This is a genomic window from Gordonia terrae (assembly GCF_051789125.1).
Lineage (GTDB): Bacteria > Actinomycetota > Actinomycetes > Mycobacteriales > Mycobacteriaceae > Gordonia > Gordonia terrae_A.
Genome location: NZ_CP196526.1, coordinates 2,976,707 through 2,989,641, shown reverse-complemented (window position 1 = coordinate 2,989,641; position 12,935 = coordinate 2,976,707). Strand labels below are relative to the sequence as shown.

The 12,935-nt window shown below is 68.8% G+C and carries 5 protein-coding genes (1 of these 5 cut by a window edge); 4 read left to right on the top strand and 1 reads right to left on the bottom strand.

Annotated features, from left to right (window positions below; all coding sequences use genetic code 11):
• The first annotated feature begins 12 nt into the window (after positions 1-12).
• Together uvrB and ACSUZC_RS13480 are read left to right on the top strand one after the other, a co-directional pair.
• Positions 13-2,169 (top strand): excinuclease ABC subunit UvrB, encoded by a 2,157-nt coding sequence (uvrB, locus tag ACSUZC_RS13485; protein WP_439029046.1) that lies wholly within the window; start codon positions 13-15, stop codon positions 2,167-2,169.
• A 179-nt stretch (positions 2,170-2,348) separates the two neighbouring features.
• Entirely contained in the window at positions 2,349-2,792 is a 444-nt protein-coding gene (locus tag ACSUZC_RS13480; RefSeq protein ID WP_439029045.1) for a universal stress protein, read from the top strand.
• Between the two features lie 46 nt (positions 2,793-2,838).
• Here ACSUZC_RS13480 and ACSUZC_RS13475 read toward each other — a convergent pair whose 3' ends face one another.
• Positions 2,839-3,741: a hydroxymethylglutaryl-CoA lyase gene (locus ACSUZC_RS13475; protein WP_439029044.1), complete on the bottom strand. Its 903-nt coding sequence runs from the start codon at positions 3,739-3,741 to the stop codon at positions 2,839-2,841.
• 393 nt (positions 3,742-4,134) lie between these two features.
• On the opposite strand from ACSUZC_RS13475, the gene ACSUZC_RS13470 reads away from it, so the two are divergent.
• Together ACSUZC_RS13470 and ACSUZC_RS13465 are read left to right on the top strand one after the other, a co-directional pair.
• Entirely contained in the window at positions 4,135-12,369 is an 8,235-nt protein-coding gene (locus tag ACSUZC_RS13470; protein ID WP_439029043.1) for an amino acid adenylation domain-containing protein, read from the top strand.
• A protein-coding gene (locus ACSUZC_RS13465) for a non-ribosomal peptide synthase/polyketide synthase (protein ID WP_439029042.1) crosses the window boundary here: on the top strand, positions 12,366-12,935 show its beginning. The gene runs 25,635 nt beyond the window's last position; 570 of the gene's 26,205 nt are visible here — the first part of the coding sequence; it begins with the start codon at positions 12,366-12,368; its stop codon lies beyond the right edge, outside the window. The genes ACSUZC_RS13470 and ACSUZC_RS13465 overlap by 4 nt, the downstream gene beginning before the upstream one ends.

The window sequence follows — 12,935 nt, the reverse complement described above, 5'->3', positions numbered from 1 at the left end:
TACCCTGGCACTATGGCTTTTGCAGCAGAACGCCCCGTCATCGCGCACTCGGAGTTCCGGCCGGTCGGCGAGATCGAGCGGACCGAAGGCCACTTCACCGTCGTCAGCGAGTACGAGCCGGCGGGTGATCAGCCCGCCGCCATCAAGGATCTGACCCAGCGCGTCACCGCGGGCGAGAGGGACATCGTCCTGCTCGGTGCGACCGGCACGGGCAAATCCGCGACGACCGCGTGGCTGATCGAGCAGGTGCAGCGGCCGACGCTGGTGATGGCCCCCAACAAGACCTTGGCCGCACAGCTCGCCAACGAGCTGCGGGAGATGCTCCCGAACAACGCGGTCGAGTACTTCGTCTCGTACTACGACTACTACCAACCCGAGGCCTACATCGCCCAGACCGACACCTACATCGAGAAGGACTCGTCGATCAACGACGATGTCGAGCGCCTCCGCCACTCGGCGACCTCGAGCCTGCTGTCCCGGAGGGATGTCGTCGTGGTCGCGTCGGTGTCGTGCATCTACGGTCTCGGCACGCCGCAGTCCTATCTCGACCGGTCCGTCGAGATCGATGTCGGCCAGGAGATCGACCGCGACGCACTGCTGAGGTTGCTGGTCGACGTCCAGTACACCCGCAACGACACAGCATTCACCCGGGGCAGCTTCCGCGTCCGCGGTGACACCGTCGAGATCATCCCGTCCTACGAGGAACTGGCGGTGCGCATCGAGTTCTTCGGCGACGAGGTGGAGGCGTTGTACTACCTGCATCCGCTGACCGGTGACGTCGTACGCCAAGTCGATTCACTCCGCATCTTCCCGGCCACCCACTATGTCGCCGGTCCCGAGCGCATGGAACGGGCGATGGCGAGCATCGAGCGTGAGCTCGAGGACCGACTCGCCGAGCTGGAGGGCAAGGGCAAGCTGCTCGAGGCCCAGCGGTTGCGCATGCGCACCACCTACGACCTGGAGATGATGCGACAGGTCGGGTTCTGTTCGGGTATCGAGAACTACTCCCGCCACATCGACGGCCGTGCCGCCGGGAGTGCGCCGGCCACCCTCATCGACTACTTCCCGGACGACTTCTTGCTGGTCATCGACGAGTCGCATGTGACCGTCCCTCAGATCGGCGGCATGTACGAAGGCGACATGTCCCGCAAGCGCAACCTCGTCGAATACGGGTTCCGCCTGCCGTCGGCAGTGGACAACCGACCCCTGACATGGGACGAGTTCGTCGACCGCATCGGGCAGACGGTCTACTTGTCGGCCACCCCGGGGCCATACGAACTCGGACAGTCCAACGGTGAGTTCGTCGAGCAGGTGATCCGGCCGACGGGCCTCGTCGATCCGCAGGTCGTCGTCAAGCCGACCAAGGGACAGATCGACGACCTGGTCCACGAGATCCGGGTGCGTACCGACCGCGACGAGCGGGTCCTGGTGACGACGCTGACCAAGAAGATGTCCGAGGACCTCACCGACTACCTGCTCGAACTCGGTATCCGCGTCCGGTATCTCCACTCGGAGGTGGACACCCTGCGCCGGGTCGAGCTCCTGCGGCAACTGCGATCCGGTGACTATGACGTGCTCGTCGGCATCAACCTGTTGCGCGAGGGCCTCGACCTCCCAGAGGTGTCGCTCGTCGCCATCCTCGACGCCGACAAGGAGGGTTTCCTCCGCAGCACCACGTCACTGATCCAGACGATCGGCCGCGCCGCGCGCAACGTGTCCGGCGAGGTCCACATGTACGCCGACAAGATCACCGACTCGATGCGGAACGCGATCGACGAGACCGAGCGTCGTCGGGAGAAGCAGATCGCCTACAACAAGGAACACGGCATCGACCCGAAGCCGCTGCGCAAGAAGATCGCCGACATCCTGGATCAGGTGTACCGCGAGGCCGAGGACGAGGCGGTCGCCGTGGGAGGTTCGGGTCGCAACTCGAGTCGCGGTCGTCGTGCACAGGGCGAAGTGTCCAAGGCGGGCAGCTCGGGCGTCATCGAGAAGCGCGACGTCTCGGCGATGCCGCGGGCCGAGCTCGCCGATCTCGTCAAGCAGCTGACCGATCAGATGATGAATGCCGCTCGTGACCTGCAGTTCGAGCTGGCCGGACGGCTGCGGGACGAGATCGCCGATCTCAAGAAGGAAATGCGCGGGATGGATGCCGCGGGCATCAAATAGTGGAATGACCTGCGATGTCGGGTTGATCGTCGCGCGGTGTCAGTGTGCCGATCACCACGATCGGGGGACAGACCCACCCGTGGCAAACTAGTGTCCCGATGCAAGAGCCCCTTGTTTCGGGGATTCGCGGTGACGCCTCGCTGATGGGCAGCGAGGCGATTTCATGTCGGGAGGTTGGGATGAGCTCTTACGAAACCGTCGTCGTCGGGACCGACGGCTCCGAGTCGTCGATGAAGGCCGTGGAGCGTGCTGGGGCGCTCGCCGGCGATGCACAGCTGGTGATCGCCTGCGCGTATTTCCCGAACGAGCGTGGTGCCGGCGACGCCGCCGACATCCTCAAGGACGAGGCGTACCAGGTCACGGGATCGACCCCCACCGAGGAGATCCTGCGCACCGCCAAGGAGCGCGCGAGCAAGGCCGGCGCCACGAACATCGTTCAGCGACCGGTCAAGGGAGCGCCGGTCGACGCGTTGCTGCAGTTGGTGAGCGATGTCAAGGCAGACCTGCTGGTCGTGGGCAACCGTGGACTCAACTCGATCGCGGGGCGGCTCCTCGGATCGGTACCGGCCGACGTCGCTCGCAAGTCCGCATGCGACGTGCTGATCGTGCACACCACCGGATAGAAGCCGCTGTAACGGCGCACCGCGCCGGCGAATCGACGTCCCCGCCTCAGCGGGCTGCCGGAAAACCCCCGGCACGCCCGAGGAGTGCGGGGACGTCTTTGTCGAGCGCCCTGCCCAGCCAGTGCGCGGCGTCGATGAGGGCCTGCATGTCGATCCCGGTATCGACGCCCGAGCGGTCGAGCGCATAGACGAGGTCCTCCGAGGCGATGTTGCCGGTCGCCGCGGGCGCGAACGGGCACCCACCGAATCCGCCGATGCTGGCGTCGAGTGCGCTCGCGCCGGAGTCGAGGGCGGTCAGGGCGTTGGCGTAGCCCGTGTTGCGGGTGTTGTGGAAATGCCAGCGCTGTGGAATCCCCGGTGCCCGCGTTGCGGTGAGTTCGGCGAGCCGGCGCACCTGTGCGGGGACACCGACTCCGATGGTGTCGGCCAGCGCGATCTCGTCGGGTGCGGCGCCGTCGGTCAGACGCGCGACGATGTCGGCCACCCGCGTCGGATCGACGTCGCCGGCAAAGGGGCACCCGAACGACACCGCTACCGTCACGGTCGTCGCAAGACCCGCGGCGCGGGCGTCGCGAACGACGTCGATCGCCGCCGCCACGGCCTCGTCCACGCCGCAGCCCTGATTACGGCGGCTGAATTCGTCGGTGGCGGCGACCACCGCGTTCACCTCGTCCACCGCGGCGCCGAGTGCTCGATGGAGTCCGCGGCGATTGAGGACGAGCCCGATGTAGGAGACTCCCGGCACGCGCGGTACCCCACGCATGACCTCTTCGGCGCCGGCCATCTGTGGGACGCGTGCGGGATTGACGAAGCTGACCGCCTCGATGCGGCGGACGCCGGCGTCCACGCTTCGGACGATCAACTCGACCTTGTCGTCGACGGACAGCAAGGTCTTCTCGTTCTGCAGACCGTCGCGCGGCCCCACCTCGATCACCTGCACCGGAGTCATGGCCCGATCTTGCCCGCTGCGATGCCCACGTCACCCGCCGGGGCCGCGGACGCCGTTCCGCGGTGTCGGTCGAACGGTCTAATCTCGCCGCCGGGTAACCCTCCGTGGCGGTACGAGAGTGACCGGTGTGACTGAATGGCACGCACGTGATCCCATCTGTCACAGAGTATTTCAAGTGTGGCAAGGATTGCCTGAGTGATTCACGAATGGGATGTATCACTTTCGGAAGGCGTAGCGATGTACCGCGTATGATTCGTTGCTGTTCGACGATCGCATCGGGGGGACGCGGGGGCGTCGTCGTCGAGCGACCCATTCGCCGCGATCCGAGTCGGACGACGCATGCATGACAACGTGTCCCACCGAGATGGGACTGGGGGAGACGGACACTTCGCGATGGCCGGTGTGCCCGACACGGCGGATCTCATCGAGCTGACCGCTGCGCAACGCGCCATGTGGTTCGCCGAGAACCTCGACGACGACCACTCGGTGACGGTGGCGCACTATCTCGACATCGTCGACGACGGCCGCGAATTCGATCGAGAACTGTTCCGGCGTGGCGTGATCGAGGCGGCCCGAGAACTCCAGACCGCATACACACGCGTCACCGAGATCGACGGCATCCCGATGCAGTTCGTCGACCATTCCGTCCCGTTCGATGTCGTCGACATCGACCTGCGCGGCGCCGCGGACCCGGTCGCCGCCGCGGATCAGTGGATGCGTGCCGATCACCAGCGCTCCGTCGATCTGCTCGGGGAGCCGGTCGCCGTCGCGGCCTTCCTCCGTGTCGCCGACGACCGCACCTACTGGTACATGCGCGGACATCACATCGCCTTCGACGGATACGGCGCTCTGGTGTGCCTGCATGAGGCAGTCGCACGCTACAACGCGGACGTGTCGGGAACCGGCCCGTACGTGCCGCCGCGTCGGGCAGGCCTCGCCGAGGTCGTTGCCGACGATGCCGCCTACCGACAGAGCACGCGTTTCGACCGCGACCATGCCTTCTGGTCCGAGCGTGCGGCCGGGCTCCCCGAACGCGTGAGCCTCGCGACACACCCGGCCACATCCGGCATACACAGCGAGACGGTCGTCGCGGCCGGGATGCTGGGACCGTCGCTCGACGCAGCCCTGCGGCGCTGCGCCAAGAGTCTCGATGCGTCGGTGGCTGCCGTCCTGACCGCGGCGTTCGCCGCCTACTTGGCGAGGATGTCGGGCGGAGACGACATCGTGCTGAGTCTGCCGGTCACAGCGCGCACGACGGCGCGCATCAGACAGTCGGCCGGAATGGTCTCCAACATGCTGCCGCTGCGCATCGACGGGGTCGGAGGCGCGACATGCGCCGACGTCGTCTCCGCGGTGACCGCCGAGATCACCGCGGGACTCCGGCATCAGCGGTACCGCTCCGAGGACATCAGGGCGGCGGCGGGCTTCGGCGACGCCGCCGGCACGTCCTTCGGGCCCCTGGTGAACCTGCTGCTCTTCGACAAGCCGATCGTCATCGACGGCGCTCGGGTCGGATACCACATGCTCTCGGCCGGAATGGTCGAAGACCTGGTGTTGAACGTGTTCGCCGCGGGGCCCGACGCGCCGCTGGAGGTCGGGCTGCACGCCAACCCCAGCCTCTACGATCCCGACGAACTCGACACGCACCGCCACCGGCTGCTCCACATCCTGGGTCAATTCGTCGACGAGCCGCACCGGCCCGTCGCCGATCTCGATCTGTTGATGCCCGGGGAATCGTCGGCGCTCGAGCGGCTCGGAAACGGGGGTCCGGCGACCCGCACGACCGACGGCCACATCCTGGCCGCGTTCGACCGCCAGGTCGCCGCCACTCCCGACGCACCCGCCATCACGTTCGGTCCGACCACGCTCACCTACGCCGGTTTCGCCCGGGCCTGCGCGCTGCTCGAAGATCGCTTCGCCGCGGCCGGAGTGGGTCCCGGCGATCGGGTGATAGTCGAATTGGACCGCTCGATAGAACAGATCTGCTCGGTCTATGCCGCGATCGGACTGGGCGCGGCCTACGTCCCGGTCGACCCCGCCGAACCGGAGGAACGCCGGCGGGCCGTCACCGCGGCCGTCGACCCGGTGCTGCGGGTGGACGCGAGCTTCTTCACCGACCGAGGCCTTCAGCTGGTCGAGGAGCCGGTACCGGTGAACGCGCGCCCCGGCCGGCGGCACATCTCATCACCGACGCAGGCCGCGTACGTCATCTTCACCTCCGGCTCCACCGGTATCCCCAAAGGTGTCGAGATCGGGCATGCCGCCATCGACCAGCGGTTGACGTGGATGCAGGACGACCACCCGATCTCGGTCGGCGACGTCGTGCTCTACAAGACCCCCGCGACCTTCGACGTGTCGGTCTGGGAGTTGTTGTGGCCGTTGCGTACGGGGGCCCAGATGGTCATCGCGCGCCCGGGGGGACACCGGGATCCGTCGTATCTGCGCGCCCTCATCGACGACGCGCGCGTCACGGTCGCGCACTTCGTTCCCTCGATGCTCGATGCGTATCTCGACGTGGTTCTCGATTCCGTCTGCACCGACACGGACACCCCCGCGCTCCGGGATGACGCCGCTCCCGGCGAGGTGTCGTTCCCCGATCACGTGAGGTGGGTGTTCACGTCGGGGGAGGCGCTGTCGGTCCAGTTGGCACGGCGGGTCCGCGACACCTCGTCAGTCGAGTTGATCAACCTCTACGGCCCGACCGAGGCCGCCATCGACGTGACCGCTCATCGTGTCGCCGGGGCCGGGTCGGTCGTCCCCATCGGCCACCCCGTGCCGGGCACCGAGGTCCGTGTCCTCGACAGTCGCCTGCGTCCGGTGCCGATCGGGGTGACGGGCGAGTTGTACCTGGCCGGAACGCAACTCGCGAACTGCTACCTCGGCGCTGCGGGTCAGACCTCGTCGCGGTTCGTGACCGATCCGGCCGGCCCGACCGGCACGCGGATGTACCGCACCGGCGACCTCGTTCGGTGGACCTCCGACGGCGAGCTGGAGTATCTCGGCCGCACCGATCACCAGGTGAAGATCCGCGGTCAACGGGTAGAACTCGGCGAGGTGGAGTCGGTGATCGCATCGATGCCGGGCGTTGACGCGGTGGTCGTGGTCGCCCGCCGGGATCTCGCACCCGGACCCGTTCTCGTCGCCTATCTCCGTTCGCGTCCCGGGCAGTCCGACTCCCGGAGCGGAACGGGCGAACTCAACGCCGATGCGGTACGGGCTCATTGCCGGCGCCGCCTTCCCGGACACATGGTGCCGCTCGGCGTCGTGTTCCTCGACACCTTCCCGACGACCCGGTCGGGGAAGCTCGATCAACGGGCCCTGCCTGCGCCCGACTTCGATTCGCACGCAGTGCCGTTCCGGGAGCCACGAACGCCCGCGGAGATGGCCGTCGTGTCCCTGGTGGCGCAAGCGCTCGGACGCGAGAGCGTCAGCGTCGCGGACAACCTGTTCGCGCTCGGTGCCGACTCGCTGACCGCTGCACGGATGGTGTCCCGTGCGCGCCTCGATCACGGGTTGACGATTGCGTTGACCGATGTCTTCGACGCCGACGACCTTGCTGATCTCGCCGGCCGAGCGGTTCCGGCCCCGACGTCGGCGCATTCCGCCACCCACACCTCCTCGCGACCGCGGCCGGCCCGGATTCCGTTGTCGCAGGCGCAGACCCGGCTGTGGTTCGTCAACCGGATGGCCCCGGCGGAGTCCACCTACAACATGTCGGGGGCACTGCGACTGTCCCACGAGGTCGACCCGGGCATCCTGCGCCGGGCGGTCCGCGACGTCCTGGACCGTCACGAGATCCTGCGCACCGTCTTCCCGATGGTCGACGGTGAACCCGAACAGCGCATCCTCGACATCGACGCGGCCGACGAGGCGCTGGGTGCGGACACGGTGACGGTCGCGCGTGTGTCCTCGTCCTCGGACGGCGGGGTCGACGCGGCCGTCGCCGCCGTCGCGGGTGTGGGTTTCGATCTCGCCGTCCAGATCCCGTTCCGGTACCGGCTGATCACGGGTCATCCGGATGGCGACGTGGTGGTCCTGGTCCTGCACCACATCGCCGCGGACGGGCACTCGCTCCGACCACTGCTGCGGGACCTGATGACGGCCTATGACAGCCGCCGCGCCGGGGGCCGACCCGCCTTCACCCCGTTGCCCATGCAGTACGCGGACGTGGCCATCGAGCGCGCGGCGACGCTCGGCACCCCGGAGTCACCGTCGCAGACCCTGATCGAGGGCCTCGACTTCTGGCGATCGGAACTACACGGCGCCCCGGACCTACTGGAACTCCCCACCGACCGGCCGCGCCCGCGGGTGATGTCGAGTGAGGGTGCCCACGTCGACACCGAACTCGACGCAGACGCGACAGCCGGCATCCGGGCGCTCGCGAAATCGTTGTCAGCCACACCGTTCGCGGTGTTCCAGTCGGCACTGGCCCTCACGCTGGGCCGCCTCGCCGCCACCGACGACGTGAGTATTGGCACCGCGGTCGCCGGACGCGACGACCCCGCGGTCGGCGAACTCGTCGGCATGTTCGTCAACACCGTCGTGCTGCGGACCGCGCTCCGCCCCGGCGACACGGTCGCCGACCTCGTCACCGCCGCTCACCGGCGCAGCGCCCGCGCGATGAGCCACGCCGACGTGCCGTTCGAACGTGTCGTCGACGCCGTGGCGCCGCATCGCTCACCATCGCATTCACCGCTCTTCCAGGTGGCCCTGACGGTGCAGCCCGATCAGCTCGAGGCGCTCACGCACTGGGCCGGCTCGGCCGAGATCCTCGACGCGCGAGTGCCCGCGGCGAAATACGACGTGACCGTCACCGTGACCGACCGCCCTGATGCGTACGCCGTCGAGTTCTCCTATGCCACGGATCTTTTCGACGCCCGCACGATCGAACTCCTGGCGGGATGCCTGCGCCACGTCCTCGCCCGGATGGTTCTTGCCCCAGACCGGGCGATCGGAACCATCGACGTGCTCGGACCCGACGTGGTCCGAGCGCTCACCGCGCCACCTCGCGGGCGCCGTCCAGAGGTCACCCTGGCCGATGTACTCGCCGCCGGCATGGCCGCCGCCGACCCCGCGGCCCCGGCACTGACCGGTGCGGGCACGTTGCGATGGGCCGAGGTCAGCACCGCGACCAACCAGATCGCACGCGTTCTCATCGACCGGGGCATCGGACCGGGCGACGTCGTGGCGATCAGCATCCCGCGGTCACACCGTTCGGTGCTGGCGCTGATCGGCGTCGCCCTCAGCGGGGCCGCGTTCGTCATGGTCGACCCCCGCCTGCCCGCCGCGCGTCGCGCCGCAATGCTCGCCGACAGCGGTGCGGTCCTGGTGATCACCGTCTCCGGTGGCGACAGCGACCCGACCGACAGCGACCCGACCGACACCGACCACGCCGACAGCGGCCCGACCGACAGCGGACAGGCCGACAGCGACCAGGCCGAGAGCGACATGCCCCGGCACCTGGTCGAGCAGTGGTTCCTCGACGACCTCGAAGTCGAACTGAGCATCGCGGGCCGGCCGGCGCACCCGGTCCGCGACGCCGAACGCACCCGACCGGTCTCCGTCGACGACGTGGCCTATCTCCAGTTCACGTCGGGTTCCACCGGCCGGCCGAAGGCGGCCGCGCTGACCCACGCGGGGCTCGCCGAGCTGACCGCAGAACAGCGGAGCAGGCTCGGCGCCACCACCGATTCCCGCATCCTCCACGTCGCCGCGCCCGGCTTCGACGTCGCGCTGTGGGAGATCGTGTTCGCGGTGGGCACGGGCGCGCAGCTGGTGATCAGTCCACCTGAGGTGTTCGCCGGCCCCGAGCTCGAAGCGCTCATGTCCGAACACCGGGTCACCCACGCGATCATGACGCCGACGGCCCTCGCCACCCTCGACCCCCGCGTCGTACCCGGCGTCGACGTGATGATGGTGGCGGGGGAGGCGTGCCCGCCGGAACTCGTCGCCCGTTGGGACGCCGCCGGGCGGCCGCTGCTCAATCTGTACGGTCCCGCCGAGGCCACCATCTGGGCCACGGCCTCCGGCCCGCTGCGGTCCACCGACCGCGTGACGATCGGTGGCCCCATCTCGGGTGTCGGCCTGCTGGTCCTCGACGCCGGCCTACGACCGGTTCCGCACGGCGTCGTCGGCGAGCTCTATCTGTCCGGCCGCGCACTGGGACTCGGATACCACGGTCGTTCCGCCCTGTCCGCGTCCCGCTTCGTCGCCAACCCCTTCGACGAGGGCACGCGGATGTACCGCACCGGCGACCTCGTGACCATGACACCCTCGGGTGAGTTGATCTATCACGGACGCAACGACTTCCAGATCAAGATCCGCGGGATGCGAGTCGAGCCGGGCGAGGTCGACGGTGTGCTCCTCACCCACCCAGACATCAAGGGAGCCGTGAGCGTCGGGACGCCGACGCCGGCCGGCGACACCGTGCTGGTGTCCTACGTGACCCCGACACCGGGACGCATCCCGGCACCCGAACAGATCCTCGACCACGCTGTCGCGCTGCTTCCCGCACATCTCGTGCCGCATACCGTGGTCGTCCTCGACGAGCTCCCGCTCACCCGCACGGGGAAGGTCGATCGCAGAGCCCTTCCCGCGGTGGACATCTCGCCCGCCCGCGCCTACGTCGCACCGCGCAGCAGACTCGAGGTCGTCGTCGCCGGGATCTTCGCCGACGTCCTCGGCGTACACGAGGTGAGCGTGTACGACGGATTCTTCGAACTCGGCGGCAGCTCGCTCTCCGCGACCAAGGTGACCTACCTGGTCGAGCAACACCTAAGTCGCCGAGTGCCGCTGGCCCTGCTGTTCGAGAACCCCACGGTCGCCGACTTCGTGGCCGCCGTGACCACCGGCGACCCCACGACGCCGAGCCGGATGCTGACGCCGCGCGAACGCACCCACATGGTCGCCCTCACCGGCGTCCAGCGCGCGCTGTGGTCCATCAATCAGGTCGACCTCACGTCGTCGGTGTACAACATCGGCCTCACACTCGAGCTCGACGGACGCCTCGACATCCCGGCGCTCACCGGTGCCGTCGGCGATCTCATCGCCAGACATGAATCGCTCCGGACCCGCTACCCGCTACACGGCGACAGTCCGATGCAGGTCATCGTGCCGGCCGCAGACGTGTTGCACGACTTCCGGATTCCCCTCGTCGACGTCGCCGAACACCAGGTCGACGACGAGATCGCAGGCGTCGTGGAGCCGGGTTTCGACCTCACCGCAGCCCACGCGATGCGCGCGGCGATCCTCCGGGTACGCGCCGACCGGCACATCCTCGTCGTCGTGATCCACCACATCAACGCCGACGGCCACTCACTCGGCCCGCTGGCCCGTGACCTCACCGAGGCATATGCCGCACGCATCGCCGGACATGCCGGAACCGCGGCATCGGCTCCCGGCAGCCGCAACGCACGTGCCACCCGCGTGCAATTCGCCGACTACGCGATCTGGCACGCCGAACGTCAACAGACACCGGGACCTGACGGGATCACCGAACACCGACGCCAGCTCGACTACTGGGGTCGCCGTCTCGCCCGGCCGAGCGAACCGGCGACTATCCCGGCCGACCGGCCGCGACCTGTGGAACCCCGCCACATCGGCGGTGTGGTCGACCTGACGATCCCGTCGACCACCGCAACGCTGCTCCAGCAGCTGGCGCGGGTCAACAACACGACACAGTTCGTCGTGATGCACGCGGCCCTCGCGGTACTCGTCGGACGACTGTCGGGGCACGACGACATCGTCATCGGCACGCCGTTCGCCGGCCGCGACGACCCGGCCCTCGCGGACATGGTGGGCATGCTGGCCACCACGGTCCCGCTCCGCACCCGCCTGCGACTCGACGAGCCGTTCGACGAGCTGCTGCGGCGCGTGCAGACCGACGACTTCGCCGATCTCGGACACGCGGACGTGTCCTTCGACGAGATCGTCGACCACCTCGCCCGCGGCGAGAGTGGACTGCAGCGACGCGGACGTCGGAACCCGCTCTTCTCGGTCATGCTGGCCTACCAGAACCTCCAGGTGCCCGAGATGGACCTCGAGGGGTTGCGAGTGCGTCCCCGGCCACCGGCTTCGTTCCCCGCGAAGGTCGACCTCGAACTGATGCTGTACCCGGGAGATCTCGACGGCGTCGACCGCGCCGGTGCCCTCGGCGGCCAGATCGCCTACGACACCGACCTCTTCGACCACACCACGGTCGAACTCCTCGCCGAGCGGTACCGGAACATCCTGGCCGACATCGTCTCCCGGCCCCATACCCCCGTGGGTGACCTCGCCATCTGGGAGGAGGCCGGGCCGTCGGCAACGGATTCCGACGACGAACGCCCCCTCCACGAACTGGTCTCACAGGTCGCGGCCGTCGCACCCGACACCCTCATCGGTGTGCCCGGCGCCCCGGAGGTGACCTTCGCCGACCTGGAGGCAACCGCCGTGGCGATGTCATTGTCGCTGCCGGGCGAGGACGCCGACGAAGCTCTCACGATCGCCGTCGCGACCCTCCTCGCCGACGCCGACCGTTCGATCGACGACGTCTTCGAGTCCGTTCGGGCCGCCGCCGGGTCGGTGCTGGGCAACGGCACAGCAGGCGGACCGGGTCCGGTCCCGCGGAATCGCGTGGAACCCGCGTGACCTCGGACACCTCGATTCCCCGCACCCGATCGGGGCCGACACCGGTGTCGGCGGGCCAGCCTCCCGTGCTGCGATCGCTCGCGCTCGCGGCCACCCATGCCGGCGACGTCGAGGCGATGCCGGGGGCCGCCGGCCCCATCTCGTTCCGCATACTGTGGCGCCGGGTGTCGGCCTCTGTGGTCACGCTGACCGAACGGGGTGTCGATCCGGGCGCGGCAGTCCGCGCAACCGTCACCGCACTCATGCCCCGCGCCGGACTCACCCCGGCCGAGCTGGCCTCGGCGGCGAGCGCGATCCTGCACGAGCTGGGCACGCGCATCGACGACGTGCTCGGCACGGGAGACCGCGAATCGCTGCCCGGTCTGGTGCGGATCGCCGCGCGCCGACGCGGCGATGCGCCGGCCCTGACCGATCTCGACGGCGCCGCGATCACCTACCGGGAACTCGACGAACAGACCGACCGACTGGCACGCGCGTTGACCGCTCGCGGCGCCGGGCCCGACACTCTGGTGGGAGTGGCGCTCCCGCGCTCGGCCGAGCTCATCGTGACCCTGCTGGCCGTTCTC

Bases quoted from the DNA above. Each gene is read 5' to 3' on its own strand.
- uvrB (WP_439029046.1), top strand. From the start codon at position 13: ATGGCTTTTGCAGCAGAACGCCCCGTCATCGCGCACTCGGAGTTCCGG.
- ACSUZC_RS13480 (WP_439029045.1), top strand. From the start codon at position 2,349: ATGAGCTCTTACGAAACCGTCGTCGTCGGGACCGACGGCTCCGAGTCG.
- ACSUZC_RS13475 (WP_439029044.1), bottom strand. From the start codon at position 3,741: ATGACTCCGGTGCAGGTGATCGAGGTGGGGCCGCGCGACGGTCTGCAG.
- ACSUZC_RS13470 (WP_439029043.1), top strand. From the start codon at position 4,135: ATGGCCGGTGTGCCCGACACGGCGGATCTCATCGAGCTGACCGCTGCG.